The organism is Asanoa ishikariensis (assembly GCF_900107455.1).
Classification (GTDB): Bacteria; Actinomycetota; Actinomycetes; order Mycobacteriales; family Micromonosporaceae; genus Asanoa; species Asanoa ishikariensis.
In genome coordinates this window covers 2,048,641-2,062,532 of the sequence record NZ_FNQB01000001.1, presented here as the reverse complement: position 1 = coordinate 2,062,532, position 13,892 = coordinate 2,048,641, and the positions used below count along the sequence as shown (strand labels likewise).

The window sequence follows — 13,892 nt, the reverse complement described above, 5'->3', positions numbered from 1 at the left end:
TGCCTGTCACCTCGCCCGGGCAGCCAGGGCGAGACGAAGGTCATCATCGTTGTCGATCACTATCCGGCGCAGCGCCGGCGGCAGGTCGTCGCGGGTGAGCATCTTCGCCGCCAGCTCCCGGGTGCGGGCTTCGACGGCGTACCGGGGAAATGTCAGGTCCGAGAGCCGTTCGGCGGCGTACGGGGTGCGCCGCATGGCGGCCCCCGGCATCTCCAGGAAATACCGCTCGACGTACGGCGCGGTCAGCTCCACCTGCTCCGGCTGGAACAGACCCCGGCCGTTGGCTTCCAGCAGCCGGTTGGAGAGCTGATCGTCGTTGATCACCGCGTGCCAGGCGACCGCCTTGGCCGCCGGGTCTGGGCGTGCCGCCCGGGCCCGGGCCGCCCACTCGGCCCCCGTCGCGCTGCGGTCGGCGTCGAGCTCGGCCGCGATCCGGTCGACGTCGATCGCGCCGAGCACGGCCAGCCGGAGGACGATCCGCCACCGCAGCTCCCGGTCGACCTCGATCGCGTCGGGCACGCCCGCACCGTCGAGCCAGCCGAGCAGCCGCATCTCGTCGACACTGGAGTCGACCAGCGACCGCATCGCGGCCAGCCGCCGCGACGCATCGGCATCGGGCGCGGCGACCAACTCCTCACACACCGACGCCACGCGGGCCATCGCCGCGACCCGCTCGGCCGGCGGCAGGTAGCGGTTGATCAGCGCCCGCCCCTGCAGCAACGCGTCCTGGACCACGATCACCTCGGACTCCGCCGGCAGTGCCGCCACCAGCAGGTCGACGAGGTCGGTGACGGGGCGCTCCGCATCGCGTACGGCGTCGATCATGGACGTCCAGACGACGGCCCGGCTGAGCGGATCGCGCAGCCCGGGCAACACGGCAGGCACCGCCGCAGCCGACGTCTCGTCGAGCCGGACCTTGGCGAAGGTCAGGTCACCGTCGTTGAGCAGCAGCAGGTCGGCGGCCGGTTCGTCGCGCAGCTCCGGCACCTCGGTGCGGGGGCCGGCCACATCGACCTCGACCCGGCGGCGCAGGGTGGCCGCACCGCCCTCGCCCCGGTCGTAGAGACCGAAAGCGACCCGGTGCGGGCGCAGCACGTCGCCGGACTGCAACACGGCGACGCCGCCGCCGGCAGGCGCGGAAACCCGCAGGGTGTTGACGCCGGCCTCACGCAGCCACACCGCAGCCCACGCCGACAGGTCGCGGCCACTCGCCGAGGTCAGCGCGGCCAGCAGGTCGGCCAGCGTCGCATTGCCGAACGCGTGCGTCTGGAAATGCGCCCGGATGCCGGCCAGGAACGCCTCGTCGCCCACCCAGGCGACGAGCTGGCGCAGGGCGGAGGCGCCCTTCGCGTACGAGATGCCGTCGAAGTTGACCAGCGCGTCAGCGGAGTTCGGCACGCTCGTCGGCGCGACCGGATGGGTCGACGGCCGCTGGTCGGTCTCGTACCCCCAGGCCTTGCGCCGCATGCCGAAGCTGGTCCACGCGGTGCGGAAGCGGGTCGCCTCGGCGGTCACCCGGATGCCCATGTATTCCGCGAAGGACTCGTTGAGCCACAGGTCGTCCCACCAGCGCATCGTGACCAGGTCGCCGAACCACATGTGGGCCATCTCGTGCGCGATCGTGATGGCGCGCAGCTCGCGCTCGGAGTCGGTCACCGCGGACCGGAAGACGTATTCGTCGCGGATCACCACGAGACCCGGGTTCTCCATCGCACCCGCGTTGAACTCGGGCACGAAGGCCTGCTCGTATTTTCCGAACGGGTAGCGGTAGCCGAACAGCTCGTGGAACTTGTCGAGACACTGCCGGGTGATCTCGAAGATCTCCTCGGCGTCCTTGTCGAGGTGCTCGGCCGAGGAGGCCTTGCAGTAGAGCGCCAGCGGGATGCCGTCGTGCGCCGAGCGGACCACGTGGTACGGGCCGGCAATCACCGTGACGAAGTAGGTCGCCAGCGGCTCACTGGTGGCGAACTCCCACGTGGTGGTCGCGCCCTTCGGCGTCGAGGACGCGACTGCGGCGTTGGCTGCCACAGTCCACCCGGTCGGCGCCGTCACCCGCATGTTCACCGGCGCCTTGAGGTCGGTCTGGTCGAAACACGCGAAGATGCGCTGCGCCTCGTCCAGAAAGGACGTCGCGTGCAGGTAGACGCCGCCGTCGGCCGGGTCGACGAACCGGTGCAGACCCTCGGAGCTGTTGGAGTACGCCATGTCGGCCTCGACCGTGAGCACGTTGTCGGCCCGCAGGTCGGCCAGCGCCAGCCGGTTGCCGTCGAGCGTGGCCGGGTCAAGGGTCGCGCCGTTGAGCGTCGCCGCGTGCAGACGCACGGGCTTGACCTCGGCGAACGTCGAGGAGCCGGGCTCGGTCGCGCGGAACCGCACCGTGGTGGTCGACCGGAAATGGTCGTCGGTCGTCACATCGAGGTCGATCGTGTATGACTCGACGGTGATCGCGGCCGCTCGGTCGGTCGCTTCCTGCTGCGTCAGGCTGCGCATCCGCCTATCGTGCACGAACGTGTGCGGACCGGGCGACCCCACCCTGCTGCGGTATAGCCTAACTGTCCGCCCCCGCGGCCCGAGCAACCGAGGAGCAGCGTGATGGCACACCATCCCAAGGGAGACTTCGACCTGACGCGCGCCAACTGGCAACGCTACGGCGACGCCTCGGCGGAGCGCGGCGCGGTCGAGGTCGCGTTCGTCGACGACCTCATCGGGTTGCGCAACTCGGCCGACCCGCAGGGCGCGGTGCTGGTCTTCACGCAGGCCGAGTGGGACGCGTTCGTCGCCGGTGCCCGCGACGGCGAGTTCGACCTGGCCTGACGACGCCGGCCTGACGACACTGGGCCGACGACGAACAATGCTCATGCCGCGGCCAGCAGGTCGCGGATGAGCCGCATGTCGCGGATCCGGGGCGCCAGCGCGCGCAGTTGCAACGCCAGGTTGGTGGCCGCCAGGATCGGCTCGTCGTCGGGCAGGTCGTAGCCCATCCGCTCGCGCAGCCACGGCGACACCTGCGCCCAGCTGTAGTAGCTGGTGTCCCGGTCGGGTTCGAGCGGCGCCGGGAACCCGCCCGGACCACGCCGGCCCAGCGCCCAGAGCCGGACGATCTCGCGGGAGCGACCGATCCGCGCCCCGATCTCGGCCAGCGTCAGCCAGTCGCGGTCGGCCACCCGTACCACGTGGAGATCGGTCCTGGTCTCGACCTCGTTGATCGCGGTCGCGATGGCGTCGGCCAGCGCGTCGGCGGGACGGTCGAAGGCCAGCCGGTGCGTGCCGTCGTCGCCGGCCTGGGGCAGCGGCGGCGCCGGCAGCGTGGCCAACCCGCGCCGTTGGGTGAGGCCGGGCGCCCGGTCGACCACCAGAAGGAAATGTTGGACCCGCATCGCCGCCTCCCCCGCCGGATGCCCCGTGCACCCGCTCGTGGTCGACTCTGGCCGCCATCCGGCTCCCGGGGAGGAGCCAGCGGAGGGGGCCAGCGACCGCGCCTCGGCGGTACCGTCGGCCGCGTACCGGCTGCTAGTCTCAAGGGATGCGGACGCTGAGTTTCCTCGGCTGGTGGTCGCCCTAAGGGCGGCCCCGCATCCGCGTGCCCACGTCAACGGCCGCCCGAGTTCGGGTGGCCGTTTCTTTATGCCTTCACCCGGCTCGCGCGGCTCCTCTCGAACCATGGAGGCAGCCATGACCACCACCGTCGCGACCCGTCGCCTCACCGGCCTCCAACCCACCGGTGAGCTGCATCTGGGCAACCTGCTCGGCGCCATCGCGCCGATGATCCGCGACCAGTACACGACCGACTCGACCGTCTTCCTCGCCGACCTGCACGCACTGACCGTCGCGCACGAGCCGCGCACGCTGCGGGAGACCACCCTGCGCCAGGCGACCGTCCTGCTCGCGGCAGGTCTCGACCCCGACCGCACGCTGTTCTACGTGCAGTCCCAGGTGCCCGACCACTCCGAACTGCACTACCTGCTGGAATGCACGACGGCGTACGGCGAGGCGCATCGGATGATCCAGTTCCGGGAGAAGGCGGTCGACCGGCAGAACGTCCGGCTGAGCCTGCTGACGTACCCGGTGATGCAGGCGTCCGACATCCTGTTGCACGACGCGACCGAGGTGCCCGTCGGCGACGACCAGCGGCAGCACGTCGAGCTCACCCGCGACATCGCGAACCGCTTCAACCGGCGGTACGGGCCGACCTTCGTCGTGCCCGAGGTGGTCACGCCGACGGTCGCGGCACGGGTGATGGACCTCGCCAACCCGACGGCCAAGATGGGCAAGACGACGTCGTCGGCGTCCGGCGCGATCGGCCTACTCGACCCGCCTGACCTGGTCGCCCGCAAGATAAGCCGAGCGGTCACGGACTCGGACGGGATCATCGCGTACGACCCGGCGGTGCGACCCGGTGTCAGCAACCTGCTGGAGATCATGGCGGCGTGCGTCGGCGGATCGCCGGCGGAGGTCGGATCGGGACTGCACGGGTACGGCGAGCTCAAGAGCGCCACCACCGAGGCGGTGCTGGGTCTGCTGCGGCCGCTGCGGTCACGCTTCGCGACGTTGGCCCGCGACCCCGGGTACGTCCGCCAGGTGCTCGCCGAGGGGGCCGATCGGGCGCGGACCCGGACCGCTGAGACGGTCTTCCGTGCGAAGCGCGCGATCGGAGTACTGACGTGACCAACGTGTCGTACGCACGTGTTAGACCTATGGACGCACATCCACGTCCGAGGGGGTCATGTGATGACCGCACCGACCGGCACGCCGCAGCAGGAACGCCCCGCCAAACCCTGGCTGATCCTGGCAATACTCTGCCTGGGCTTCTTCATGATCTTGCTCGATACCACTGTGGTCAACATAGCCATCCCGGACATGAGCACGAGCCTCGACGCGTCACTGGACCAGATCCTCTGGATCATCAACGCGTACGTGCTGGTCTACGCGGTCCTCCTGATCACCGCCGGGCGGCTGGGTGACATCTTCGGACCCAAGCGGCTGTTCATCCTCGGGTTGGTGGTCTTCACGGCCGCGTCGGCCGCGTGCGGTCTGGCCAGCACACCCGAGCAGCTGATCGTCTTCCGCGTGATCCAGGGCGTGGGTGGCGCCCTGCTCACACCGCAGACGCTGTCCACGATCACGGTGATCTTCCCGGCCGACAAGCGCGGCGTCGCGTTCGGAGTGTGGGGTTCGGTGGCCGGCATCGCCACGGTCGCCGGCCCTACTCTGGGCGGCTACCTGGTCACCGACTTCGGGTGGGAGTGGATCTTCTTCGTCAACGTGCCGGTCGGCATCGTGACCGTCGTACTCGCTGTGGTCGCGATGCCCGACCTGCGACTCAACCGCCGTCATCGGCTCGACTGGACCGGCACCGCCCTGGCCAGCGTGGGCCTGTTCCTCCTGGTCTACGGCCTGATCGAGGGCGAGCCACACGACTGGGGCCGCGTCTGGGGTCCGATCACGATCGTCGAGGTGATCGGCGCCGGCGTGGTGGTGCTGGCCGTGTTCCTCTACCACCAATACCTGAGCCGGGCCGGCGAGCCGCTGATCCCCTTCACCATCTTCAAGGACCGCAACTTCGCCGTGATGAGCTGGGTGAGCGCGGCGATCGCGTTCAGCATGCTGGGCCTGTTCCTACCCCTGGTGATCTACCTACAGTCGGTCCTCGGGCTGACCGCGCTCCAGGCCGGCATCGCGGTCGCGCCGCTGTCGCTGCTGTCGATGGTGATCGCACCCTTCGCGGGCCGGCTCTCCGACCGCGCGGCCGGGAAGTGGGTGCTCGTAGCCGGGCTGAGCCTCTGGTGCGCCGGCAACGCGACGGTCGTCGCGCTGGCAGAGGTCGGCACCGGGCAGTGGGGGCTGCTACCCGGCCTGCTGATCGCGGGAGCCGGCCTCGGCATGGTCTTCGCTCCACTCCAGACGATCGCGATGCGCCACGTGCCACCACAACAGGCCGGTGCCGCGTCCGGCCTGATCAACACCGCCCGGCAACTCGGCGCGGTGATCGGCTCGGCCGCAGTGGGCGCGCTGCTACAGGCCCAACTGACCGACAAGCTGACCGCGGCGGCGCGGACCAACGCCGCCGACCTGCCACCCGACGTCCGGCAGCCGTTCGTCGACGCGGTCGCGGGAGCGACCGGCGGCAGCCTGCACATCGGCGCCGGGCAGTCGGGAGCGGCGCTACCGGCGGATGTGCCCGAGCAATACCGGCAGGCGTTGACCGACATCGCCACCCGCACGTTCCACGAGGGCTTCACGAACGCGATGAAGGCGACCCTGCTGTTGCCGCTGATCGTGCTGGCTGTCGCGGCGGTCAGCTGCCTGTTCGTGCGCACCGGTCGGACCCCGACCGCACCACCGACCGACCCGCTGCGAGCAGAGGAGCCGGCTCAAGCCTGACGTGAGCCTTGCCGCGGGCCGGGGCCGGGCTTGGCTGGGTCAGGCCGGAGCTGAGGCCTTGAGGGCTTTCTCGAAGCAGCGGCTGTACGGGTTGGTGACGTACTCGCCGTAGGTCGGGATCTCGCGGTAGCCGGCCTTGCGGTAGAGACCGAGCGCCGCCGGCAGATAACTGCCGGTCTCCAGCCGCGCGACGGTAAAGCCGTCAGCCGCCGCGCGCTCCTCGAGCACGGCGAGCATCGTCCGGCCGAAGCCGTCGCCTCGGCGCTCAGGACGCACGAACATGCGCTTGATCTCGACGGCTCGCAGGTCGATGGCCTGGAGAGCGCCGCAGGCGACGACCTCGTCGTCGACGACGACCACGAGATACCGGATGTCGTCGTGCAGAGGAAACGACCCGTCGATCGCGGCGCTGGCCCGCTCCGCGGCACGTAGCTCCGCCTGTTGGGCGGTGACCAGCGCGACCAGGTCCGGCTCGTCGCCCCGCCGGCTTTCGACCTTCACCGGCCGAACGCTAGCGAGGTCCGATTTCCGGGCTGTTACGACTCGTCGTCGTCCTTGGAGCCGCTGCCGTCGTCATCGAAGTCGCTGCCGTAGTCAGGCAGGTCGGGCGTCGGCTGCCGGCGCGCCTTGCGGGCGGCCAACCGGTCCGACGCACGGGGCCGGGTCGAGCGCTCGGTGATCCGCGGGTCCGTGCCGCGCAGGCCGGCGGTCGGGTCGATGCCCGTGCCCAGGGTCGGCTCCCAGTCGAACTCGCGGTCGCCGATCCGCACCAGGCTGCCCTGGACTGCGCCGGCCTTGGCGAGCTTCTCCTCGACGCCGAGCCGGTTGAGCCGGTCCGCCAGGTAGCCCACGGCTTCGTCGTTGTCGAAGTTCGTCTGGCGGACCCAGCGCTCGGGCTGCGCGCCGCTGACGACGAACGTGCCGTCCGGCGTCTCCTCGATGGCGAAGCCGGCGTCGTCGACCGCCCGGGGCCGCAGGATGATCCGGGTCGCCTCGGGGTCCGGGACCGTCACCCGCACCTGCCTGACGAGCTCGGCCATCGCGTAGGTGAGCTCGCGCAGTCCTTCGCGGGTGGCGGCGCTGACCTCGAACACGCGGTAGCCGCGCTCCTCCAGGTCCGGCCGCACGATCTCCGCGAGGTCGCGCCCGTCCGGCACGTCGATCTTGTTGATCGCGACCAGGCGGGGGCGGTCCTCGAGGCCGCCGTACGCGCTCAGCTCCGCCTCGATCGCGTCGATGTCGGAGACCGGGTCACGCCCGGGCTCCAGCGTGGCCGCGTCGACCACGTGCACCAGCACGGCGGTCCGCTCGATGTGCCGGAGGAACTCCAGCCCGAGCCCCTTGCCAGTGGCCGCGCCCGGGATCAGGCCCGGCACGTCGGCGATCGTGAACGTGTGCTCGTCGAGCCGCACCACGCCCAGGTTCGGCACCAGCGTGGTGAACGGGTAATCGGCGATCTTCGGCTTGGCCGCGGAGAGCACCGAGATCAGCGACGACTTGCCGGCCGACGGGAAACCCACGAGCCCGACGTCCGCGACGCTCTTGAGCTCGAGTACGACGTCGAGGCGCTCCCCGGGCTCACCGAGCTCGGCGAAGCCGGGCGCCTTGCGGCGCGAGTTGGCCAGCGACGCGTTGCCCCGGCCGCCACGGCCGCCACGGGCCACCTCGATGGTCGTGCCCGCGCCGACCAGGTCGGCCAGCACCTCGCCGTCGGGGCTGAGCACCACGGTGCCGTCCGGCACCTTCAGCACCAGGTCGTCGCCCTGGGCGCCGTCCCGGTTCGAACCGGCGCCGCCCACCCCGTTGGGCGCGTTCACGTGCGGCCGGAAGTGGAAGTCGAGCAGGGTGTGGATCTGCGGGTCGACGGTGAACGAGACGCCGCCGCCGTGCCCGCCATTGCCGCCGTCGGGGCCGCCGAGCGGCTTGAACTTCTCCCGATGGATCGACACGCAGCCGTGCCCGCCGTCGCCGGCCCGCAGATGCAGGACGACCCGGTCAACGAACGTCGCCACGACTCCTCATTTCCGACTAGCTCAGTGCTTCATCGATCACATTGCTCGGGCCCGCCGTGGGCGCGACCGTCGCTCCCGCCAGGGAGCGCTCGCTGCGCTTCGCTGCCAGGTCCGCCGACGGTCACCGATCTCTTCCATTGTGACCGACCGATCTGGCCGAAACGGACGCCCGAGGCCCGCCACGGACGTGACGTGCATCAGGTCGGACGTCGCCGCCGGCAGGTTCGCAGCAACGCGAAGCGGGCCGGGACACCTGGTCCGCGGCCCGCTTCGGCGACTGCTGGTGTGGGGGTTACCCCGTCTCAGTGCTCGCTCGGCACGATGCTGACGGTCTTGCGACCGCGCTTGGTGCCGAACAGGACCGCACCGTGGGCGAGCGCGAACAGCGTGTCGTCGCCGCCGCGGCCGACCAGGTCACCCGGGTGGAACTTGGTGCCGCGCTGGCGGATCAGAATCTCGCCGGCGCTGACCACCTGGCCACCGAACCGCTTCACGCCCAGGCGCTGAGCCGCGGAGTCGCGACCGTTGCGCGAGCTGGACGCACCCTTTTTGTGAGCCATGGCTAACGCCTACTTCCCGCTGGTGATGCCGGTGACCTTCACCTGGGTCAGCTTCTGGCGGTGACCCTGGCGCTTGTGGTAGCCGGTCTTGTTCTTGAACTTGTGGATCCGGATCTTCGGTCCCTTGGTGTGCGCGGCGATCTCACCGGACACCGAAACCTTGGCAAGCTGCGCCGCATCGGTCACCAGGTCGGCGCCGTCAACGAGGAGCACCGCGGCGAGCGATACCGCGTCGCCGGGCTCGCCGACGAGCTTCTCGACCTCGATGACGTCACCCTCGGCGACCTTGTACTGCTTGCCGCCGGTCTTGACGATCGCGTACATGGGACGCGGACTCCTGTCGTTGCGTGGCGGGTCGTTCGGCGTTGCACGCGGCGCCGGATCAATCGGCGGGCACACATGAACGCGACGCACGGGAGTGCGCCACAGGCAAGCGTACGGCATCCCCGCCCGGCTCCCCAAACCAGCCCCGGGGACCACGCTCACCCCATCGGGGGCCGCCCCAACCCTACCGAGGTGTCGGGCCGGGGTCAGCCGTCGATGGCCACCTCGGCCTCGATCTCGACCGGAATGCTGAACGGCAGCTCAGCCTGCCCAACCGCGGATCGGGCGTGACTGCCGGCACTTTCACCCCACAACTCCAGGATGAGGTCGGAGAACCCGTTGATCACCATCGGCGTGCCCGTGAAGCCCGGTGCGGTGTTCACCATGCCGAAGACCCGGAGCCAGGCCGTGATGCGATCAAGATCTCCGAGCTCGCGGCGCAGGCTGGCCAGAACGGCCAACGCGGTCAGCCGGGCCGCCTGATACGCCTGCTCGGGCGTCACCTGGTCACCGACCTTGCCGAACGGCCCGGCCAACGACCCGTCGGCCAGCAACGGCCCGTGGCCCGACACGAAGACCCGCCCACCGTGCACCCGCACCCACGGGAAGGGCAACGTCACACCCGGCGGCAACTGCATGGGCTCCGGAAGCCGCAACCCGAGTTCGGCCAGTCGACTCTCGATCTCACTCACGCCGCCCAGCCTAAGACCGACCGCCCCCACCACAACGACCTCACCCAACCCACGACGTCCCAACCCAAAGCCGCCAAAACGCGCGGCGAGCCGCGGAAGCAGGCCCGGGCGCAGACCGCCAGGATCCCAGCGCGGCGCGGGTGTGGCGCGGCGCGAGGTGGGCGGCGCGGGTGGCGCGGCGCGAGGTGGGCGGCGCGGGTGGCGCGGCGCGAGGTGGGCGGCGCGGGTGGCGCGGCGCGAGGTGGGCGGCGCGGGTGGCGCGGCGCGAGGTGGGCGGCGCGGGTGGCGCGGCGCGAGGTGGGCGGCGCGGGTGGCGCGGCGCGAGGTGGGCGGCGCGGGTGGCGCGGCGCGAGGTGGGCGGCGCGGGTGCGGCGCGGCGCGGGGTCGCGCGCGGCCCGAGGCGGCGCGCGGCCCGAGGCGGCGCGCGGCCCGAGGCGGCGCGCGGCCCGAGGCGGCGAAAGCCGCCACAGGTGACAGCACATTCGCGTCGCGCGGGCAGGCATGGCGCGCGCCACTACCGCTAGCGGCCGAGAACGGCCCGCTCGCGCGCGCCGATGGCCGGCTTCCGCAGGGCGGCCAGAAAGCCGCGGCCGGCGAAGCGGAGGCGACCCCCACAGCCCGCTTCACCGGGCGGCGCATCGATTCAGGGCCGCACGGAGCGCGCTCCTGCCTGAACGCGCGGTAGCGCCGCCTGGCCTTTGCGGACCGGCGCGGGTCCGGGCCGAACGGGCAGCCGTCGGACGGTGCCGGACGGGTCGGGTCGGCGGCGGAGCCGACCCGGCCGGCCGGGTTGCTAGGCGGCGCCGATGGGTTCGGGCTTGGCTTCCGCGATTCTTAGGGCCTCTACCAGCTTGCGGTAGAGGGCGTCTGTGGCCAGTAGCTCCGTGTGGGTGCCGCGGGCTCGGATGCCGCCCTCGTCCAGCACCACGATGGTGTCGGCGTCCAGGACCGTTGATAGTCGGTGGGCGATCGTGACTACCGCGCCGACGGCCGCTCGCTCTCGGATGCAGTCGTGCAGTGCTGCTTCGGTCAGACCGTCCACCTGGGCTGTGGCTTCGTCGAGGAGTAGGACTTCCGGTGTGCGCAGGATCGCGCGGGCCAGGGCTATCCGTTGTCGTTGGCCGCCGCTCACCTCGTTTTCCGTCAGCGACGTGTCCAGCCCGTCCGCCAGCGAATCGATTTTGTCGTCCAGGCGGACCGCGGCCAGGACCGAGAGGACCTCGGCCTCTGTGGCGTCGGGGTGGGTGAAGAGCAGGTTGTCGCGGATCGTGCCGGGGACGACGGGGGTCTCCTGCTCCACGTACGCCAGGCGGGCTCGCACCTCGTCGTGTGTGAAGGACTGGTAGGGCCGCCCGTCGAGCAGCAGCTCTCCGCTCTCCGGCTCCAGGAAGCGCAGGATCAGCGAGAACAGCGTCGTCTTGCCCGCGCCGGACGGGCCGACGATGGCCGTGTGGCCGCGGCGTGGGACCGCCAGGTCGATGCCGCGCACCGCTGGCTCTGTGCCGGGCGCGTAGCGGGCGGTCACGCCGCGGAACTCCAGCACCGGAGCCAGGTCGGAGGAGCCCGATTCCGGGGAAGGGACGGCGGGGTGCAGGGGCTCGATCTCCATGGCTTCGACCTGGCGGATCCGGGCCGCGGCGGCCATGCCGGCCTGCAGGTTGGTGACGTTCTGCGTGAGCTCGGTGACCGGGCCCATCAACTGGAACGCGTAGAGGAGGAACGCGATCAGGCTGGACACCTCGATCAGGCCTCGGTCGGCCCGCCAGGCACCGACGCCCAGGATCACGATGATCGCGAGTTGGATGCCCGTCCACGAGATGGTCCAGACCGTGGCGGTGCGCCGGGCCGCGCGGATGGCGTGTGCGGCCGAGTCGCGGGCGTCGGCGACGATCCGGTCGGTCTGCCGTCGCTCGGCGCGGCTCGCCTTGACCGTGCGGATCGCGCGCAGGGTGCCTTCGAGCGCGCCGCCCAGCCGGCCGACCGACTCCTGGGCCGCTTCCTGCGCTCGGGCGATCGCCGGCATCAGCGCGGTCATCACGGCGGCGATCAGCACCACCGAGGCCAGGGTCAGGCCGAGTAGGACCATGTCGAGCACGCCCATCAGGATCAGCGTGGCGATCAGGGCGAGGGTGCTGTTGAGCAGGCCGACGATGCTGGCCGAGGCGTTGTGCAGCAGGCCAGCGTCTGAGGTCACCCGGGTGACCAGCTCACCGCTCGGGCGCCCGGTGATCTCGCGGACCCGGGCGGCGAAGTAGCGGCTGATCATCGACACCCGGGCGTCGAGGACCACCTTCTCGGAGACCGTGCCCATGATGACCCACTGCCACATTGAGATGGCGGCCCCGACCACCACCAGGGCGAGCAGCACCCCGACGGGACGCCACAGCGAGGTGTCGGCCGGGCCGAGGGTGTCGATCACCCACTTGGTCACCAGGGGTAGGGCCAGGCCGACCGCGCTGCCGAGCAGGCCCAGCAGGAACCCTGCGATCAGGACGCGCCGGTGCGGTGCCACGAACGAGACGAGGGTGCGGAGCCGGGCCAGGCGCGGGGGCGGGGGCGGGTCGGTCATGCGCTCTAGTGGAACGGAGGTGTTCCACTTCAGTCAAGCGATAATCCGATTTGAGACTGCTAACCTCACGATGTGCCGGAAAATGAACGGGGTGCGCGGGCCCGCACCCGGCAGGCGATCCTGTCTGCCGCGATCGACGTGCTGGGGCAGAACCCGGCGGCCGCGCTGAGCGAGATCGCCGCGGCGGCCGAGGTCGGCCGCACGACGCTGCACCGCTACTTCCCGGAACGGTCCGACCTGCTCCGGGCCGTGGCCGCCGAGGGTTCCTCCCGGCTCGACCGGGCCACCGCCAGTGCCAAGCTCAGCGAGGGCTCGGGTGCCGACGCGCTGCTGCGCCTCTGCCGGGAATACTTCGACCTCGGCAGCCTGCTGTCGCTGATCTTCACCGACCCGGACTGCCTGGGCGGCGCCACGCCGATCCTTGACGACGGCTGCGACGACCGCTTCACCGCGATGATCGACCGGGGCCACCGCGACGGCACGATCGACATCGCCCTGCCCGCGCCGTGGCTGTCCAGTCTGATGTGGTCACAGCTCTACGCCGGGTGGAGCTACGTCTCCCAGCAGGGCGCGTCCCGGCACGAGGTCCTGGAGCTGGTGGTCCGCACCGTCGACGGCGCGGTCGCACCCCGCGCGGTGAGCTAGGACGTCGGGCAGACGCACTCCGCGCGGTGAGCTAGGACGTCGGGCAGACGCACTCCGCGCGGTGAGCTAGGACGTCGGGCAGACGCACTCCGCGCGGTGAGCAAAGACGTCGGGCAGACGCACTCCGCGCGGCGAGCTAGGACGTCGGGCAGAGGGTTTCGAGGCGATCCTGGATGGCGCCCAGCGCGGCGTCGTCGATGGTCGCCACGTTGGAGGTCATCTTGGCGATCTGGCCGGCCATCTGCGACAGCGTCGTCTTGAGCTGCTGATCCGTCGCCGTCGCCGACGCTCGGCGCAGGTCGAGGGCCCAGGTTGCCATCACCGCGCCGAGGCGCTTCTCCGCCGCCTGCTCGCCGGGCTTGTCGTTCTTACCCTGCGCCTGGAGGACGGCGGTGAGCTGCTGCACGTACGCCGCCGTGCCCTTCTCGGTGGCCTTCGTGACATCGGCGCAGACCTGCGTCGCGTTGCCGCCCGCCCTCCCGGTCGGCACGGGACCCAGGGAAAGCTGCGGTGCCGCGGAGGAGTCAGGCAAGGCCGCACCCGTGGAAGAAGAGGGAGCGACACCGGACGCCGACGGCGCTCCCGGGGTGCCCAGAGTCGGGTCGCCACGGCCTTGCACATCCGCGGAGCAACCGGCCACCGCGACAAACGCGACGGATACGGCGAGCACGGCGAGCTGACGGCGCAGGCGCATGGGGGGTGTCCTCCG

At 71.1% G+C, this 13,892-nt stretch carries 13 protein-coding genes; 4 read left to right on the top strand and 9 right to left on the bottom strand.

From position 1 onward, the window contains the following. Positions 1-6 precede the first annotated feature (6 nt). On the bottom strand, positions 7-2,490 hold the full coding sequence (gene pepN / locus BLV39_RS09755) for an aminopeptidase N (RefSeq protein WP_090789464.1): 2,484 nt from the start codon (positions 2,488-2,490) through the stop codon (positions 7-9). A 102-nt stretch (positions 2,491-2,592) separates the two neighbouring features. Here pepN and BLV39_RS09750 point away from each other — a divergent pair, with 102 nt between their 5' ends. Further along, entirely contained in the window at positions 2,593-2,814 is a 222-nt protein-coding gene (locus tag BLV39_RS09750) for a DUF397 domain-containing protein (RefSeq protein WP_090789461.1), read from the top strand. 41 nt (positions 2,815-2,855) lie between these two features. On the opposite strand, the gene BLV39_RS09745 is transcribed toward BLV39_RS09750, so the two are convergent. Further along, positions 2,856-3,377, bottom strand: coding sequence for a hypothetical protein (locus tag BLV39_RS09745; RefSeq protein WP_143049710.1), 522 nt, complete (start codon positions 3,375-3,377; stop codon positions 2,856-2,858). Between the two features lie 295 nt (positions 3,378-3,672). Here BLV39_RS09745 and trpS point away from each other — a divergent pair, with 295 nt between their 5' ends. Then, complete coding sequence (trpS, locus tag BLV39_RS09740) at positions 3,673-4,665, top strand: tryptophan--tRNA ligase (RefSeq protein WP_090789457.1); 993 nt, start codon at positions 3,673-3,675, stop codon at positions 4,663-4,665. Positions 4,666-4,728: 63 nt separating this feature from the next. Continuing rightward, positions 4,729-6,381 carry a DHA2 family efflux MFS transporter permease subunit gene (locus tag BLV39_RS09735; protein WP_090789455.1) on the top strand — a complete coding sequence of 551 codons (1,653 nt, stop codon included), beginning with the start codon at positions 4,729-4,731 and terminating at the stop codon, positions 6,379-6,381. Between the two features lie 39 nt (positions 6,382-6,420). Here BLV39_RS09735 and BLV39_RS09730 read toward each other — a convergent pair whose 3' ends face one another. From BLV39_RS09730 to BLV39_RS09705, 6 genes are all read right to left on the bottom strand, one after another. Beyond that, positions 6,421-6,882, bottom strand: coding sequence for a GNAT family N-acetyltransferase (locus BLV39_RS09730; RefSeq protein WP_090789453.1), 462 nt, complete (start codon positions 6,880-6,882; stop codon positions 6,421-6,423). 35 nt (positions 6,883-6,917) lie between these two features. Next, positions 6,918-8,393, bottom strand: coding sequence for a GTPase ObgE (obgE, locus tag BLV39_RS09725; protein WP_090789451.1), 1,476 nt, complete (start codon positions 8,391-8,393; stop codon positions 6,918-6,920). Between the two features lie 302 nt (positions 8,394-8,695). Next, on the bottom strand, positions 8,696-8,953 hold the full coding sequence (rpmA, locus tag BLV39_RS09720) for a 50S ribosomal protein L27 (protein WP_090789449.1): 258 nt from the start codon (positions 8,951-8,953) through the stop codon (positions 8,696-8,698). A 9-nt stretch (positions 8,954-8,962) separates the two neighbouring features. Then, the gene (gene rplU, locus BLV39_RS09715) at positions 8,963-9,277 is read right to left on the bottom strand and encodes a 50S ribosomal protein L21 (RefSeq protein WP_090789446.1); all 315 of its coding nucleotides are present in this window, start codon (positions 9,275-9,277) and stop codon (positions 8,963-8,965) included. Between the two features lie 206 nt (positions 9,278-9,483). After that, a complete protein-coding gene (locus BLV39_RS44065; protein WP_090789444.1) occupies positions 9,484-9,969 on the bottom strand; it encodes a RidA family protein in 486 nt (161 codons plus the stop codon). Positions 9,970-10,762: 793 nt separating this feature from the next. Further along, on the bottom strand, positions 10,763-12,538 hold the full coding sequence (locus tag BLV39_RS09705; RefSeq protein WP_090789442.1) for an ABC transporter ATP-binding protein: 1,776 nt from the start codon (positions 12,536-12,538) through the stop codon (positions 10,763-10,765). 72 nt (positions 12,539-12,610) lie between these two features. Here BLV39_RS09705 and BLV39_RS09700 point away from each other — a divergent pair, with 72 nt between their 5' ends. Next, positions 12,611-13,183, top strand: a complete 573-nt coding sequence (locus BLV39_RS09700; protein WP_090789440.1) for a TetR/AcrR family transcriptional regulator — start codon at positions 12,611-12,613, stop codon at positions 13,181-13,183. Positions 13,184-13,319: 136 nt separating this feature from the next. On the opposite strand, the gene BLV39_RS42275 is transcribed toward BLV39_RS09700, so the two are convergent. Next, positions 13,320-13,877 carry a hypothetical protein gene (locus BLV39_RS42275; RefSeq protein WP_143049709.1) on the bottom strand — a complete coding sequence of 186 codons (558 nt, stop codon included), beginning with the start codon at positions 13,875-13,877 and terminating at the stop codon, positions 13,320-13,322. Positions 13,878-13,892: the final 15 nt, after the last annotated feature.

What these genes read in the sequence shown, in the direction of transcription:
- pepN (WP_090789464.1), bottom strand. Translation starts at nt 2,490, where the DNA reads ATGCGCAGCCTGACGCAGCAGGAAGCGACCGACCGAGCGGCCGCGATC.
- BLV39_RS09750 (WP_090789461.1), top strand. Translation starts at nt 2,593, where the DNA reads ATGGCACACCATCCCAAGGGAGACTTCGACCTGACGCGCGCCAACTGG.
- BLV39_RS09745 (WP_143049710.1), bottom strand. Translation starts at nt 3,377, where the DNA reads ATGCGGGTCCAACATTTCCTTCTGGTGGTCGACCGGGCGCCCGGCCTC.
- trpS (WP_090789457.1), top strand. Translation starts at nt 3,673, where the DNA reads ATGACCACCACCGTCGCGACCCGTCGCCTCACCGGCCTCCAACCCACC.
- BLV39_RS09735 (WP_090789455.1), top strand. Translation starts at nt 4,729, where the DNA reads ATGACCGCACCGACCGGCACGCCGCAGCAGGAACGCCCCGCCAAACCC.
- rpmA (WP_090789449.1), bottom strand. Translation starts at nt 8,953, where the DNA reads ATGGCTCACAAAAAGGGTGCGTCCAGCTCGCGCAACGGTCGCGACTCC.
- rplU (WP_090789446.1), bottom strand. Translation starts at nt 9,277, where the DNA reads ATGTACGCGATCGTCAAGACCGGCGGCAAGCAGTACAAGGTCGCCGAG.
- BLV39_RS09705 (WP_090789442.1), bottom strand. Translation starts at nt 12,538, where the DNA reads ATGACCGACCCGCCCCCGCCCCCGCGCCTGGCCCGGCTCCGCACCCTC.
- BLV39_RS42275 (WP_143049709.1), bottom strand. Translation starts at nt 13,877, where the DNA reads ATGCGCCTGCGCCGTCAGCTCGCCGTGCTCGCCGTATCCGTCGCGTTT.